The organism is Nocardia sp. NBC_00881 (genome assembly GCF_045207455.1).
In the GTDB taxonomy this organism is placed as follows: Bacteria; Actinomycetota; Actinomycetes; order Mycobacteriales; family Mycobacteriaceae; genus Nocardia.
In genome coordinates this window covers 5,058,055-5,073,449 of record NZ_CP108798.1, presented here as the reverse complement: position 1 = coordinate 5,073,449, position 15,395 = coordinate 5,058,055, and the positions used below count along the sequence as shown (strand labels likewise).

The 15,395-nt window shown below is 67.2% G+C and carries 15 protein-coding genes; 13 read left to right on the top strand and 2 right to left on the bottom strand.

What is annotated here, in order from left to right; genetic code table 11:
* The first annotated feature begins 2 nt into the window (after positions 1 to 2).
* The 6 genes from OH799_RS21440 to OH799_RS21415 all read left to right on the top strand — a co-directional run bounded on the left by OH799_RS21440 (position 3) and on the right by OH799_RS21415 (position 6,955).
* On the top strand, positions 3 to 497 hold the full coding sequence (locus tag OH799_RS21440; RefSeq protein ID WP_406282350.1) for a YbjN domain-containing protein: 495 nt from the start codon (positions 3 to 5) through the stop codon (positions 495 to 497).
* Positions 498 to 578: 81 nt separating this feature from the next.
* Entirely contained in the window at positions 579 to 1,484 is a 906-nt protein-coding gene (locus tag OH799_RS21435) for an ROK family protein (protein WP_406266904.1), read from the top strand.
* Between the two features lie 169 nt (positions 1,485 to 1,653).
* Positions 1,654 to 2,391 carry a phosphoglyceromutase gene (locus OH799_RS21430; protein WP_406266901.1) on the top strand — a complete coding sequence of 246 codons (738 nt, stop codon included), beginning with the start codon at positions 1,654 to 1,656 and terminating at the stop codon, positions 2,389 to 2,391.
* Positions 2,392 to 2,772: 381 nt separating this feature from the next.
* Complete coding sequence (locus tag OH799_RS21425; RefSeq protein ID WP_406266898.1) at positions 2,773 to 4,827, top strand: CocE/NonD family hydrolase; 2,055 nt, start codon at positions 2,773 to 2,775, stop codon at positions 4,825 to 4,827.
* 206 nt (positions 4,828 to 5,033) lie between these two features.
* The gene (locus OH799_RS21420) at positions 5,034 to 6,269 is read left to right on the top strand and encodes an ATP-binding protein (RefSeq protein WP_357260065.1); all 1,236 of its coding nucleotides are present in this window, start codon (positions 5,034 to 5,036) and stop codon (positions 6,267 to 6,269) included.
* Positions 6,266 to 6,955: a response regulator gene (locus OH799_RS21415; RefSeq protein WP_406266895.1), complete on the top strand. Its 690-nt coding sequence runs from the start codon at positions 6,266 to 6,268 to the stop codon at positions 6,953 to 6,955. The genes OH799_RS21420 and OH799_RS21415 overlap by 4 nt, the downstream gene beginning before the upstream one ends.
* Positions 6,956 to 7,144: 189 nt before the next feature.
* Here the strand turns inward: OH799_RS21415 and OH799_RS21410 are convergent, their stop codons facing one another.
* Positions 7,145 to 7,474 carry a hypothetical protein gene (locus OH799_RS21410; RefSeq protein ID WP_406266893.1) on the bottom strand — a complete coding sequence of 110 codons (330 nt, stop codon included), beginning with the start codon at positions 7,472 to 7,474 and terminating at the stop codon, positions 7,145 to 7,147.
* Positions 7,475 to 7,583: 109 nt separating this feature from the next.
* Positions 7,584 to 8,456, bottom strand: a complete 873-nt coding sequence (locus tag OH799_RS21405; protein ID WP_406266890.1) for a hypothetical protein — start codon at positions 8,454 to 8,456, stop codon at positions 7,584 to 7,586.
* 65 nt (positions 8,457 to 8,521) lie between these two features.
* On the opposite strand from OH799_RS21405, the gene OH799_RS21400 reads away from it, so the two are divergent.
* From OH799_RS21400 to OH799_RS21370, 7 genes are all read left to right on the top strand, one after another.
* Positions 8,522 to 9,556 (top strand): hypothetical protein, encoded by a 1,035-nt coding sequence (locus OH799_RS21400; protein ID WP_406266888.1) that lies wholly within the window; start codon positions 8,522 to 8,524, stop codon positions 9,554 to 9,556.
* Between the two features lie 67 nt (positions 9,557 to 9,623).
* Positions 9,624 to 11,252 carry a hypothetical protein gene (locus tag OH799_RS21395; RefSeq protein ID WP_406266885.1) on the top strand — a complete coding sequence of 543 codons (1,629 nt, stop codon included), beginning with the start codon at positions 9,624 to 9,626 and terminating at the stop codon, positions 11,250 to 11,252.
* 46 nt (positions 11,253 to 11,298) lie between these two features.
* Complete coding sequence (locus tag OH799_RS21390) at positions 11,299 to 12,258, top strand: sugar phosphate isomerase/epimerase family protein (RefSeq protein WP_406282347.1); 960 nt, start codon at positions 11,299 to 11,301, stop codon at positions 12,256 to 12,258.
* Between the two features lie 143 nt (positions 12,259 to 12,401).
* Entirely contained in the window at positions 12,402 to 13,289 is an 888-nt protein-coding gene (locus OH799_RS21385) for a thioesterase family protein (protein ID WP_406266882.1), read from the top strand.
* 312 nt (positions 13,290 to 13,601) lie between these two features.
* Positions 13,602 to 14,420 (top strand): pyrroline-5-carboxylate reductase, encoded by an 819-nt coding sequence (gene proC, locus OH799_RS21380; RefSeq protein WP_406266879.1) that lies wholly within the window; start codon positions 13,602 to 13,604, stop codon positions 14,418 to 14,420.
* A gap of 147 nt (positions 14,421 to 14,567) precedes the next feature.
* Positions 14,568 to 14,870 carry a helix-turn-helix domain-containing protein gene (locus tag OH799_RS21375; RefSeq protein WP_406282343.1) on the top strand — a complete coding sequence of 101 codons (303 nt, stop codon included), beginning with the start codon at positions 14,568 to 14,570 and terminating at the stop codon, positions 14,868 to 14,870.
* Positions 14,871 to 15,103: 233 nt separating this feature from the next.
* Positions 15,104 to 15,205 (top strand): 30S ribosomal protein bS22, encoded by a 102-nt coding sequence (locus OH799_RS21370; protein WP_003402602.1) that lies wholly within the window; start codon positions 15,104 to 15,106, stop codon positions 15,203 to 15,205.
* Positions 15,206 to 15,395 lie beyond the last annotated feature (190 nt).

The window sequence follows — 15,395 nt, the reverse complement described above, 5'->3', positions numbered from 1 at the left end:
AGGTGCAGGCTACCGCGCAGATCATCGACGAGACGTTGCGCGACAGGGAAATCGAACACACCCGGCCTGGCGCGGAGACCTTCGTCGTCACCCTGCCCGGCGAGCGCAAACTCGCGACGACGGTGCTGATCACGGTCGGCAAGCACGGAGTCCGCGTCGAGTCGTTCGTCTGCCGCAAGCCGGACGAGAACTTCGAAAGCGTCTACAAATTCCTGCTGCGCCGCAATCGCAGGCTGTATGCCGTCTCCTACACTCTGGACCGAGTCGGCGATATCTACCTCGTCGGCCGCCTTGCCACGCACGCCGTCACTTCCGACGAGCTCGACCGGGTGTTCGGTCAGATCCTCGAGGCCGTCGACGCCGACTTCAACATGTTGTTGGAGCTCGGCTTCGCGGAATCCATTCGCAGGGAATGGAAGTGGCGCGTCTCGCGCGGCGAACCGCTGAACAATTTGCGCGCCTTCGAACATCTGGTGGAGTCCGCGGACAAGCCGTGACGGCCCGAGCCGGATCGGGAGCGCCGATCGCGTGCTCGGGTGACAATCGCAGGTGGCTCGAATCCCGAAGGTGGCATGGCGATGACTGTTCTTGCTCTTGATATCGGCGCGACGAAGTTCGCGGCCGGTGTGGTGTACGCCGGCCATGAGGTCCGCGACGTACAGCGGGTGGACGTGCCGCGCGACGGCGTGTGGGACACCTGCCGCGGCTTGCTGCGCGAAGTAGCGGGCCCGGAGCGGGTCACCGCCGTCGGCATCGGCTCGGCGGGGCCGGTGGACGTGCGGACCGGTGTTACCCGGCCGTTGAACATCCCCGAGTGGAAAGCCGGATTCCCGATCGTCGCCGCCGTGCGGGAGCTGTTTCCCTCGGCCGTGATCCGATTCGCGATCGACGGCGCCTGCCTCGCGCTGGCCGAACATCACGTCGGCGCGCTGCGCGGGGTGTCCGATGCCCTTGCTATGACTGTGTCGTCGGGGATCGGCGGCGGACTCATCGCCGACGGCAAGGTGCTGCTGGGGCGCACCGGCAATGCCGGACACGTCGGGCACATCATCGTGCCGGGCTGGGACACGCCCTGCGGCTGCGGTGGCGTCGGCTGCGTCGAGGCGGTCGCCAGTGGCATGTCCTCGGTGCGCTGGGCGCGCGAGCAGGGCTGGTTGGGCACGACCGGCCTGCAGTTGGCCGAGGCCGCGCACGCCGGTGACGAGATCGCCGTCGCCGCGCTGCATCGGGCGGGCACCGCGCTCGGCGAGGCGATCGCCTCCGCCGCCGCGTTGTTGGACATCGACCAAGTGGTGATCGGCGGGGGTTTCGCGCAATCCGGTGAGCCGCTGTGGCATCCGCTGCGCGCGGCGCTTGCCAAGCATGCCCGGCTGGGCTACCTGCGGGAACTGCGCGTGGTGCCGTCTCGAATCACGCACGGCGCGACGCTCGTCGGTGCGGGCGTCCTCGCCGCAGGCTATGCCACGGTGGACGAAACCGTGTGAATATTCCGCTGTGCAGACGTGTTCACCATGAAACGCCTGAGTGGAGAGCGCGATCATTTTCTCGCTCGGACCACAACTGCCGGGAACCGCTGGTGCGGATCAGGCCGAGCGGACGCAGCGCCCGGGGAACCGATGCGACCGGGTGGAGCGCGCATGGGAGGATGGCGGCATGACGTACACCCTCGTGCTGCTGCGCCACGGCGAAAGCGAATGGAATGCCCTGAACCTGTTCACCGGCTGGGTGGACGTGCATCTGACGGACAAGGGTATCGCCGAGGGCAAGCGCGCTGGGGAGCTGCTGGCCGAGCACGGCATCCTGCCCGACATCGTCTACACCTCGCTGCTGCGGCGCGCGATCTCCACCGCGAACATCGCGCTGGACGCCGCCGACCGGCACTGGATTCCGGTGGTCCGCGACTGGCGGCTCAATGAGCGTCACTACGGCGAACTGCAAGGTAAGAACAAGGCGCAGATCCGGGAAAAGTACGGCGACGAGCAGTTCATGCTGTGGCGCCGCAGTTACGACACCCCGCCGCCACCGATCGACCCGGCCAACGAGTACAGCCAGGAGGGCGACCAGCGCTACGCGGGCATCGACGTCCCGAAGACCGAGTGCCTGCTCGACGTGGTGAACCGGATGGTTCCGTACTGGGAGTCGACCATCTCCCAGGACCTGCTTTCCGGCAAGACCGTCTTGGTCGCCGCGCACGGCAACTCTCTGCGCGCGCTGGTCAAGCACCTCGACCAGATCTCCGACGACGAGATCGCGGGCCTGAACATCCCCACCGGCATCCCGCTGCGCTACGAACTGGACGAGAGCCTGCGTCCGATCCGCCCACGCGAATACCTGGACCCGGAAGCGGCCGCCGCGGGCGCCGCAGCCGTCGCCGGCCAAGGTGTCAAATAATCCAACCAGCATTCCCAGCGCGCTGCGACCCACTCGGTCGCAGCGCGTTTGTCGTTTCCGCCGTACGAGACGACCGACTGGACTAGTTGTGCTGCGATCACCACGCCCAGCGGTGTGTTACGCGACACGCCGGGTGGGTGAGCGCCAGCAGACGGTGGCGGCATCTACGGTTTCTGCGGTGATGCGACATTCCTCTGACGAGTGCTGCCGCGATCGCGTGGCCGGTGTGCGCGGCAGGAGAACACGCCGCGCTCACGCGGCCGAAGACACTACTTATGTGAATTGACATTCTTATCTCGGTTACTGTTACTCCGTGTCCTTACCAGCAAGTAGGTATGTACACTTCCGTCGTTCTAGCGGCCGAGAGGTGGATTACGTCCGATGAAGTATGCGTTGCGGGTCACGGTGGCGGCGGTTACCGCCACAGTGCTTGTCCCCTTCCTCATGAGTGGTGCCACCGCGTCGACGCTGACCGGTCCGGACGGCGGGACGGCGGGCGCTGCATGGGCGGCCACCCAGGACGCGCCTCAGCAATACCCGAACATTCACATCACCTGGGATGTCCCGATCACGATGAGTGACGGCACCGTCCTGAAGGGGAATGTCTATCGCCCCGCGGACGTCTCCGGCCGCCCGATCGACACCCCGACGCCGACGGTCGTCAACCTGACGCCCTACACCAAGCTGGTCTCGAACCTGGCCGACCACGCGCAGTCGATTCCCGGCCTGTCCGACGCGCTGATCGAACTTCTCCGTCAGATCGATATGAGCGGCACCCCGCTGTCCGGCCTCACCGACCTGACCAAGGCGTTCGGCGGCGGTGAGCTGCGCAACTTCACTGTCGACCGGCAGCTGATCAAGAGCGGCTACACGCAGGTGGTAGTCGACGTGCGTGGCACCGGCTTCTCCCAGGGCGTCTGGGACATGCTGCGCCGGCGCGAGCAGCAGGACACCGTGGAGGTGATCGACTGGGCGTCGCGACAGCCGTGGTCCAACGGACGCATCGGCATGAACGGCATCTCCTACTCCGGGATCAACCAGGTGCAGGCCGCCGAGAAGCACCCGCCCGCCCTGCGGGCCATCTTCCCGGTCGTGCCGGGCAGCGACTTGGTGAACGACGTACTCGCACCAGGTGGCGGCTTCGGCCTTACCTTCATCCCGCTGTGGCTGACCGCGATCAACGGCCTCAAGCTGATTCCCGACTTGGCCTCGGTGGTCACCGGGCAATTCGATACCACGTGGCTGGCCGACCGGGCCCGAGATCCGTTGACATTCATGGACGTTCTGCTCAACGTCTACACCACCGCGCGCATCGAGGATTTCGACCCGCGCGCCAAGGAACTGCTGACCGCCGACTCCGCACCGCGCCAGGACTGGCTCGGCGATCCGAGCAGGATCCAGGTGCCCACCTTCGTCACCGGCGGCTGGCACGACCTGTTCGCCTACTCGGAATCCAAGATCTACCAGCAGATTCCGCTGCCAGCAGGCCAGAAGCAGCTGTTGATGGGGAACACCTACCACCTCAACTCGGGCAACGAGTACGGCAAGCCGGGCCTGCCGCCGCGACTGGACGTGCTGCAGCGCGCGTGGTTCGACAAGTGGCTCAAGGACATCGACAACGGCATCGATCAGTACGGCCCGATCACGCTGCGCCAGCAGGGCGGCAGCTGGATCACCACCGACTCGTTCGCCGCGCCGATCGGCGGAGCAGGTCCGCAGGAGGCGGTGCACCGCAGGATGTATCTGTCCGCCGCTCCCAGTGGCACCGCGAACAGCGGGTACGACGGTTCGCTCACCGGCGACGCCAACGGCGACACCGCACGGCTGACCGTCTCGCCGGGCCTTACCAGCCTGTGCTCCAACGACGCGGCGCAGGGTACCGCGGGCTTGCTGTCGGTCATCGATGGCTGTGCCAAGGACTCCCGCATCGAGGAACTGAACGGGCTGACCTTCACCAGCGCCCCGGTCGCCGAGGCGACCACCGTCTCGGGCCGGATCGCGGTGCGGCTCAACACTATTCAGGACTCGGCCGACGGGTACTGGGTGGTCACCGTGAACGACGTCGCGCCGGACGGTCGATCGAGCGTACTGTCCTCCGGGCAGCTCATGGCCTCGCTGCGCGCGATCGATGACGTGAACAGCAGCAAATCGGCCAACGGCGACTACACCGACCCCCGCCCGTTCACGTCGTTGGACCGGCGTCAGCCGACCGTCCCCGGTGAGGTGACTACGCTGGACATCGCGCTGCCCGCCACGGAGGCGATTCTGCAGCCGGGTCACCGTCTGCGCGTCGACGTGTACGCGGGCAACTTCCCCAAGGGCCTGCCGGTCCTGCCGATGCTGATAGATACCGGTTTCCAGCCGCAGCATGTGCAGCTGGATCCGGAGCTGCCGAGTTTCGTGAACGTGCCGGTGCGGGGAAATCCCGGCTGGTGATTCGTCGGGTATGCCCGAACCCGGCCGCCATCTTGCCGGTAGTCCGGGACGCAGATCTTGCGTACTTGCGGGCGGCAAACAGACGCGGAGCGGCGGGGAGAACGGCGCGTAAACACACGGCTAACGAGGCTGGAAGGTGCTATGACCTGCGCGAAACATCGCACACCCGGAGTTGGTCGGGCGGTCGGCGACCGTACGATTCAAGGGTGAGTGTTCCACAGGCCGTCCTGCTGGCAGTCCTCGCGGCTGTCGTCGGCCTGGCAGTCGGCGGGCTACTGATCCCGTACGTGAATGCCAGGCAGGCAGCCCGCAGGCAGGCCGATTCCGGACTCACCATGTCGCAGGTCCTGGACCTGATCGTGCTGGCCTCCGAGAGTGGCATCGCGGTGGTCGACGAGTACCGGGACGTGGTGCTGGTGAACCCGCGCGCCGAGGAACTCGGTTTGGTCCGCCACCGCCTGCTCGAGGAGCGCGCCTGGGTCGCGGTGGAGAAAGTGCTCGCCACCGGTGAGTCCGCCGAGTTCGATCTGACCGCGAAGAATCCGGTGCCCGGCCGTGGCCGGATCGCCGTGCGTGGCGTCGCCAGACAGCTGTCCCGCGAGGAGACCACCTTCACTGTGCTGTTCGCCGACGACGATTCCGAGCAGGCCCGCATGGAGGCCACCCGCCGCGATTTCGTCGCCAACGTCAGCCATGAGCTCAAAACCCCGGTCGGCGCGATGAGTCTGCTCGCCGAGGCACTGCTGGAATCGGCCGAAGATCCGGAGGCCGTGCGCCACTTCGGTCAGCGGGTGCTCGGCGAATCGCGCCGCCTCGGCAAGATGGTGACCGAACTCATCGCGCTCTCGCGCCTGCAGGGTGCGGAGAAGCTGCCCGAGCTCGAGGTGGTCGACGTGGATACCGTGGTGATGCAGGCGGTCGACCGCTCGCGCACCGCCGCCGAGGCCGCGGGCATCACGGTGAGCACAGACCGCCCGAGCGGGCTCGAGGTACTCGGCGACGAGACCCTGCTGGTCACCGCGTTGTCCAACCTGGTGGAGAATGCGATCGCCTACTCGCCCGCCGGCTCGCATGTGTCGGTCAGTCGTTCGTTGCGCGGCGACCACGTCGCCATGGCCGTCACCGACCGCGGTATCGGCATCGCCAAGGAAGACCAGGAGCGGGTGTTCGAACGGTTCTTCCGGTCCGACAAGGCACGCTCTCGCGCCACCGGCGGCACCGGGCTCGGCCTGGCTATCGTCAAGCATGTGGCCGCCAACCACAACGGTGAGATCACCCTGTGGAGCAAGTTGGGCACGGGATCGACGTTCACCCTGCGCATACCCGCTCACCACGAAGCAAGTGGGGACGAAGACCCCGACGGCTCCGTGGTGAGCACGAAAGAAATAAGCCCGCGTCTCTTGGGGCCGGGTCGACCGAATGGTGTGGAGGCACGCAGATGACGAGTGTGTTGATCGTCGAGGATGAGGAATCGCTGGCCGATCCGCTCGCGTTCCTGCTGCGCAAGGAGGGCTTCGAGGTCACCGTGGTCGGTGACGGACCGTCCGCGCTCGCGGAGTTCGACCGGTCCGGCGCGGACATCGTGTTGCTCGACCTCATGCTGCCCGGCATGAGCGGCACCGATGTGTGCAAGCAGCTGCGGACTCGCAGCGGCGTGCCGGTGATCATGGTCACCGCGCGCGACAGCGAGATCGACAAGGTAGTCGGCCTGGAACTCGGCGCCGACGACTACGTCACCAAACCGTATTCCGCGCGCGAGCTGATCGCGCGCATCCGTGCGGTTTTGCGCCGCGGCGCCGGCGACGAGCTGGACGGCTCGAACGAGAGCGGTGTGCTCGAGGCCGGTCCGGTCCGGATGGATGTCGACCGGCACACCGTGCTGGTGAACGGCACACCCGTCACGTTGCCGCTCAAGGAGTTCGACCTGCTCGAATACCTGCTGCGCAACTCGGGACGAGTGCTCACCCGAGGTCAGCTGATCGACCGCGTCTGGGGTGCCGACTACGTCGGTGACACCAAGACGTTGGACGTGCACGTCAAGCGTCTGCGCTCCAAGATCGAAACCGACCCCGCGAAGCCGGAGCACCTGGTCACCGTCCGCGGACTCGGCTACAAACTCGAAGCATAACTGCTTTGCCGCTCTCATTTCCGCCAGTCACACCCCCTGTGCTCACGAAACGGGACAACTGATTTCGTGAGCACATGGGTAACTTCCGGGGTACGCCCGGAACACGAGAGGCACTTGACGCAGGACCTGAACGCAAATCCTGCACCTCCCGACTAGTACGGCCTGAAGACCCGGAGAGGCGGAACAGCGTCAGGGGAAGTAGATCCAGGTGGTGCCGAGGGGGGTTTCGGTCTTCTGCAGGGTGATCCAGCCGAGATCGTCCTCCTGCATGCAGTCGTAGATGTCCGCGGTATCGGTGCCGCGGCAGGCGATCGTGTGCGACGTGCCGTACGGGCTCGCGATCAGGAGCTTGCCCGCGGCCTTGGCGTTGATCGCCGCCGGATCGGTGGCCGCGACGAACTCCGCGGTGAAGTCGGCGAACCTGGCGGGATCGCCGTTCGGCTCCGCGTGGGCTACTCCGGTCGGTGCGAGGGCGGCGCCGATCGCGACGGTCGCCATGGTGAGAACTTTCTTCGACATAACGGCACATCAAACCCCATCTGAGTGAAGCACGCATGGCGACCGGGTGAACCCGCTGCGAGAACGCACGGCGAGCGGATCGGCTAGCGGGCGTGCGGTCGGCAAACGATCAGGCCGGCCGATCGGCGGAATCGCGCATTCGGTCGGCGTGCACGGTCGCCGGGTGGATGGCGATCAGGCCTAGGCCCTCCCGGCGTTTGCAGTGCCTGGCCAGCTCCTCGTAGGCGGGCGCGCCGAGCAACTCGATCAGCTCCGGTCGGTAGGACTGCCAGACGGGCTTGCTGCCGACGTGCGCGTCCGGGGACCCGGAGCAGTACCAGTCGAGGTCGGCTCCACCCGGCCCCCAGCCGCGGCGGTCGTACTCGGTGATGACGGTGCGGAGGATCTGTACACCGTCGGGCCGGTCCACCCAGTCCTGGGTGCGCCGGATCGGCAGCTGCCAGCACACGTCCGGCTTGACCTCGAGCGGCTCGATGCCTCGGCGCAGCGCCATGGTGTGCAGCGCGCAGCCGACGCCACCCGCGAAGCCGGGACGGTTGAGGAAGATGCACGCGCCGTCGAACCGGCGAGTGCGCAGCGCGGGTTCGTCCTCCAGTTCGTCGAGTTCCAGATAGCCCTTCTTGGTGATCGCGCCCTCGGCGTCGGTTGCCTCGCCCATCAGCTGCCAGTCCTGCGGTGTGAGCATTTTCACAGCCCGCTGCAGTCGCTTGCGGTCGTCCTTGTCGGAGAGGAAGGCGCCGTGCGAGCAGCAGCCGTCGTCGGGCCGGTCCGCCAAGATGCCCTGACAGGCAGGTGTGCCGAAGACGCATGTCCATCGCGACAGCAGCCAGGTCAGATCGGCGACGATCAGATGCTCGTCGTTTGCCGGATCGACGAACTCGATCCATTCACGGGGGAAGTCCGGATCGACTTCGGGAGCCGGATCGATCTTCCCCGCTGGTCGGGGCTGGGTGGGGCCGCTCGCGGATGCGCCTACCGTCACACTCCAGGACGCTAACAGTTCAGTCGCCTGGTCTAAAGTGCCGTAACACCCAGTACCGTGTTCATGTGCGGCTTGGGGTACTCGATGTCGGAAGCAATACCGTTCACCTGCTCGTGGTGGACGCCCACCGCGGTGGTCACCCCATGCCCATGAGCTCCACGAAAGCCACGTTGCGCCTAGCGGAGAACATGGACCAAGCCGGCCGTATCACCGAGGCGGGTGCGCAGCGACTGATCGGCATCATCGCCGAGTGCGCACGCGTTGCGAAGACGTCCGAGTGCGTGGAGCTGATGCCGTTCGCCACCTCGGCGCTGCGCGAGGCGACCAACTCCGACGAGATCCTCGCCAGGGTCCGCGAGTCGACCGGCGTCGACCTCCAAGTGCTCTCGGGGGTCGACGAGGCCAGGTCTACCTTTCTCGCGGTGCGCCGCTGGTACGGCTGGAGTGCTGGCCGCATTATCAATCTGGACATCGGTGGCGGGTCGCTGGAAATGACGAACGGAGGCGACGAGGAACCCGACGTCGCCGTCTCGCTGCCACTCGGCGCGGGCCATTTGACCAGGGTGTATCTGAGCGAGGATCCGCCGGGCAAGCGACGCGTGGCCAAGCTGCGCGACTGGCTCGAGGCGGAGCTCGCTGTGCCGGCGAAACAATTGATCGAGGCAGGCCGACCTGATTTGGCGGTCGGCACGTCGAAGACATTTCGTTCGCTCGCCCGACTGACCGGAGCGGCACCGTCGGCGGCGGGTCCGCGTGTGCGCCGTACACTCACCAGCTCAGGTCTGCGTCAACTGATTGCGTTCATCTCGCGAATGACGGCGTCGGACCGGGCAGAATTGGAAGGCGTGAGTTCCGATCGGTCACAGCAATTGGTGGCTGGCGCACTGGTCGCGGAGGCGAGTATGCGGGCACTATCGCTGGAGAGTCTGGAGATTTGTCCGTGGGCGCTGCGTGAAGGGCTGATCCTGCGCAAACTGGATACCGACATGAATGGTGGACCCAGAGCAACGTACATACCTGGCCCGGCAGCCGAGGACGGCAAGCCGGCGCCCGGCGGTGGCGTGGCGCTATCGGGACCGATCGGGACGGTGTCGTCATGAGCGAGCGAACAATGAACACAGCCGAGTACTCGGTCATGTCGGAGCCGAGCGTTAGCGAGGCGCGGTCATGAGCGAGGATTCCAAACAGTTGTCAGTCGCGGAACTGCTGGCACGCAACGGCCAGCAGGGCTCCGGCTCGTCCGGCGGGAGGCGCCGCCGCAGCGGCCGCGGCATCTCCGTCGCCGAACTCACCGGTGACCTGCCCGTCATCCGCGAGGGTGGCGGTCACTCCGCGCACTCCGCGCCCGACTCCGGTGTGTCCGAGGAACCGGCCTACGAGCAGTCCTCGTTCGATCTGCCCGCGCCGGAACCTGTTTCGTACGCGCCGTCGGAGCCCTCGCCCGACCTATCGTCGTATTCGCCCATGTCCGGGCCGATTTCGATGTACGACCCGCTTGCGGCCTACGGCCAGGCGGAGCCGCCGAGGGCCGATCCGGAGCCAGGGCGGTCGGGCCGGGTGATGCCGGGCCGGGAGATGCCGTCCTCGCGGCACGCCACGCCTGTCGACCCGCTCTCGCCGAACACCCCGGTGTCCGACCTGTACCCGGTCGCGCCCGACCCGTACGTGACCGACGCGGTGCCGGGCGGTTCGCTGCCCGAGGCGCTGCCGCGTGCGTCCGGACGCCGACGCCGGCACGCCGAACCGGAGGAGGGCGCCACCGAGGTGCGTCCGCCGCTGCGCGAACTGCCGCCGGAGTCAAGTGGGCGCGGATGGGCCGACCGTGGCGCGGCAAGTGGCGCTCTGCCGGAGTTCGGTCCTGCCGACGGTCGTCCAGGGTCGGGCCGCAACGGTCACGCCGAGTTCGGTGAGTCGGACTTCGGCCGAGCCGATCGTGGCCGGTCGAGTCTGCCCGAGCGCAACGGGGCCATGGGCGGCCGGGCCGCCCGGCGTCGTGCGAAGGAGGCCGAGGAGGCCGGATCCGCTCCCGCCGCTTGGTCGCCGTCCACCAACGGTTTCGCTCCGGAGTCGGAGTCGCTGCCGCTGCCGGAGACGAGACCGAAGTTGCCCGACCGGCTGCCGGAGTCGCAGCCGCGATCGTCCCGCCGCAACGGCGCAGGCGACGGTGGCCTGCCTGACTGGTCGGCCCGAAGACGCGCGAGTTCGCCGCCGCGCGACTCGGCGCCCGAGTCCGGCGGCATCCCGACCGCCGCGTGGTCGCTGGCCAGCCAGGATCAGCAGCTCGTTTCCGGCCAGACGGTCGCGGGCGATCTGCTGCGCGACGGCGTCGAGCGGGCCGAGCGCGGTAGACGTGGCCGAGGCGAGCGCGAAACCGGTCGTTCGCGGGTCGAGGTCGACGAGGGCGTGACCGACGTGTACGCACCCGTCCTCGACATCGACGACGAAGACGACGAGGACGAAGCCGCCGAGCAGCCTCGCGCCCGGGCTACGTCCGCGCGCCGGTCTCGGATGGCCGAGAAGGCGACGTACGACGCCAACCGGCGCCAGTGGATGATCCTTGGCGGTCAGAGTGCCGGCGCAGCGGTCGCGGGCATGTTGCTGTTCAAAGGCTTCGAGCGCATGTGGGAGATGCTCCCGTGGGTGGCGCTGGCGCTGGCGATGATCGTGATCCTCGGCCTTGTTGCCCTCGTGCGGATCTTGCGTAGGACTGACGACATCCTCAGCACTGTCATCGCCGTCGTCGTGGGCAGCTTCGTCACATTGGGGCCGCTAGCCTTTCTCCTCAGTACGAACTGAGTAGGGAGCTGCTGTGGTGAACATCGGGCAGGCGGACGAGGCCGGGATGCGGCACGTCCCTGAGGCAGCGGCGGACGCCGTCTCGCCCGGCGGCGCCACCCAGCCGCAGCAGATTCAGGTCGGCTTGTCGACGGCCTCGGTATACCCGCAGAACGCCGAAGCGGCGTTCCGCTATGCGGCCGAACTCGGTTACGACGGCATCGAACTGATGGTCTGGGCCGAACCGGCCAGCCAGAGTATCGCCACCGTGCAGGCGTATTCCCGCAAGTACGGTGTCCCGGTGCTGGCACTGCACGCGCCGTGCCTCCTGATCTCGCAGCGGGTGTGGGGCTCGGATCCGATCGCCAAGCTGGAGCGCAGCGTCCACACCGCCGAGGCGCTCGGCGCGCGCACTGTGGTGGTACACCCGCCGTTCCGCTGGCAGCGCCGTTACGCTGCCGGTTTCGCCGCGCAGGTGGCCGAGCTGGAGGAGGCCGGTTCGGTGATCGTCGCGGTGGAGAACATGTTTCCGATGCGCGCGGACACGCTGTTCGGCCGGGGCGAGCGCGGGGTGAGGCGGCTGGAGCGCCGGGGCGGTCCCGGGCCGGCGCTCACTGCTTTCAGCCCGTCCTACGACCCGACCGATACCGGGTTCCGGCACTACACACTCGACCTGTCGCACACCGCGACCGCTGGCGCCGACCCGCTGGCTTTGGCCGCGCGCATGGGGGATGGTCTCGCGCACCTGCACCTGGCCGACGGCCGCGGCGCCGCCCACGATGAGCATCTGGTTCCTGGTGAAGGCAGTCAGCCGTGCGTGGAGGTGTGCGCGACCCTGGTCGGCAACGGCTTCTCCGGCCAAGCAGTGGCCGAGATCAATACGCAGAACGCGCGCACCACGCATGATCGGGCAGCCATGCTGCATCGCACACTGGCCTTCGCCCGCCAGCACCTGAACGGTCTCGCGCCCGCCTCCGCGCCCGCGCCGACCGGCGCGGACCGGGCCTGGCCCGGCCCGCCGGTGTGACGGGCGCCATTTCCGACACCAGGGAGTTCGGCCGCGCGATCCTGGAACTGTACGCTGTACGAATGCTGCCGCGCCGTTGTCCCGCAGTGTGTAGGCGACGCCCATGAGCCCCTCGGTGCGGCCGACGGATGACAGGAGTGAGGATGACGACGGAGCTGACGGCCGATCTCGACCCGGACCCCGCGATCGACGCACCGTTCAGCCAGGTGTGCGCCCTGACCGAAATGCCCGCAACCAGGCCGAACACGGGCCGCTACCTGGGTGTCATCGACAAGATCTGGACCATCGGCACGAAGGTGCACGGCGGAACCATGGTCGCCGCCGGCGCCGCGGCGGCGACCACTTGGCTGCGCGCCTCCGACCCCGCCCTGGTCGGCATGGCCCCGATCGCCGCGAGTTCCGACTTCCTCGGCGCGCCGAACCCGGGCGAGGTCGAGTACGAGGTGCGCGTCCGAAAGGTCGGTCGCCAGATCTGTCTGGCCGACGCCGATCTGATCCAGGATGGCCGCACTCTGGTCCGCACGGCGCTCACCTTCAGCCGTCTGGACGACGTCGAGCCGATCTACGCCCCGCAGCACGGTGACATGCCCGTGCGGCCACCGGCCGACGCCATCGGCTACGAGCCGGGCTCGCCGATGGGTGGCGTGGTGCACGTGGGCCAAGGCGCCGAGCTGTACCTGGATCGGGAGTGGGCCCGTTTCCTCGATGGGGAAAACGGGGAACCGCGCCTGCGGATGTGGATGCGGCCCCGTCCCGCCGACGAGCAGAACCCCGACGTCGCCATGTTCTTCGCGATGATGAGCGCCGACATGAGCCCGCCGGTGCCGATGAACCTCGGCCACTTCGGCTGGGCGCCCACCGTGCAGATGACCACCTACCTGCGCCGCAATCCCGCACCGGGCTGGCTGCGGATCATCGCGACCACGCACGAGGTCGGCGGGCGTATGTTCGACGAAGATCAGCTGGTTCTCGACTCCACCGGAGCGGTCGTCGCGCAGAGCCGTCAGCTGGCGCTCGTTCCCCAGCGCTGAGCGCGGGCGCGCGCCCGCAGCGCTGAATTCGCGAAACGTAACATTTGATCTCGTGAGCACATGGGTAACTCATCGGGTACGTCCAGAACCCGGCAGTGCGCTTGACGCAGGACCTGAACGTGACGTGCGCGGCTGTCGCCCGTATGGTCTGAATCCCCGGGGAGGCGGATCAGGAACATCTGATCTCATGAGCACAACTCATCGCGTACGGCCAGAACCTGGCAGCACGCTCGATGCCGGACCTGAACGCGACATGTCTCACACTTACGGCCTGAATCCGCGGAGAGGCGGATCGGAGAGGCGGACTAGCCCATGACGAGAATTGCGGTGATCGGTGGCGGGCGCATCGGGGAGGCATTGATCGCCGGGTTGCTGGAATCCGGACGACTGGCCAAGGATCTGGTCGTCGTGGAGACCCGCCGGGAACGGTCTCATCAGATCGCCGACCGCTTTCGTGTGCGGGTCACCGATGACTTGGCCGATGCCGCGGTAGGTGCGGACCTGCTGGTGATCGCCGTGAAGCCTGCCGATGTCGAGGCTGTGCTCGCGCCGCTCGGCAAGGCGGAGGTCGGCAGCGACCGCGACCAAGTGCTTCTCTCGCTGGCGGCAGGGGTGCCGACGGCGCGTCTGGAAGGAAGGTTGCCCGCTGGTTTCCCGGTGGTACGGGTGATGCCGAATACGCCAATGCTGGTGGGGCAGGGCATGAGCGTGATCGCGCCGGGCCGCTACGCCAGGCCGCAGCATCTGGAGCTGGTGACCGAGGTGCTCGCCGCGGTCGGCAAGGTGGTTACCGTCGCGGAGACGCAGATGGACGCGGTTACCGCGGTGTCCGGCTCCGGCCCGGCCTACTTCTTCCTTGTCGTCGAGGCCATGGTGGAGGCGGGCGTCGGACTCGGGCTCACCAGGGACGTAGCCACCGAGCTCGTGGTGCAGACCATGGTCGGCTCGGCGGCGTTGCTGGACGGATCCGGCCAGACGGCCGCCGAACTGCGCGCAGCCGTCACATCGCCCGCGGGTACCACTGCGGCCGCCGTACGTGAGCTGGAGCGCGGCGGACTGCGCTCGGCATTCCTGGAGGCGCTCTATGCGGCCAAGCAACGGTCAGCGGAACAGGGTGCTTCAGTGGAATGACCGATCGGTTTCCGATCGGAAAACCGATTTCTCACTCCCGTCGCAATAACACCACTGGTCCCGCTAAGCTTCAAGGAGCACGTGCGTGTCTGTACCGCCGGTGGGGAAGCCGGCGGCGCGGACGTGCCGGAGGTCAATGGTGCAATGATGTCTTCGAACAAGATGTCTGCAAATAGTTCAGGAGCGTCCGGCGGCTCCGGCCCTTCGAGTGGCCGGGGCACCTCCCGATCGCAGAGTGGGTCCGCGTCCCAGGGGCAATCTGTGCTCGGTGGTGGCACCCAGTTCCTCACCGTCGCCGAAGTGGCGAATCTGATGCGGGTGTCCAAGATGACGGTATATCGGCTGGTGCATTCCGGTGAGTTGCCCGCCGTACGGGTCGGTCGATCGTTCCGTGTGCATGCCAAGGCGGTGCACGACTACCTGGAAACGTCCTACTTCGACGCCGGATGAGGCGGTTTCGCTACCGGCCGGACGTGCCGGTACGATAGCTCCTCGGTTCGTGTTCGCCCGCCGGCGGTACCCGCTGTTGGGTGCCCCGTGGTGCCCGGCGGCGCGGACACAGGGCGTGCGGCTTGCTGAGCGACCTCGGTCAGTTGGCAGGGGCGCCTTGGCGGACGGACGTCCGGCAATCGCGCACGTCGAGGACGTGCGCGCCGAGTAGAGAGAACGCGAGGAACAACCCTATGGGTTCTGTGATCAAGAAGCGCCGCAAGCGCATGTCGAAGAAGAAGCACCGCAAGCTGCTTCGCCGCACGCGTGTCCAGCGGCGCAAACTCGGCAAGTAAGGCGCCACTGCGCGAGAGCTGTGGAGGCCCGTCACCGATAGGTGGCGGGCCTTTTCGTTTTGAAATTCGAAATTTTGAAACTGTCGAATGTATCACGTGACTGAAGTCATCGTTAGATCCTGGTTAATACTCTCGGCCGATGGGAAAGCACCCGCTACTCTAGGAGCGGAATAACACCAATGGGGGCTGC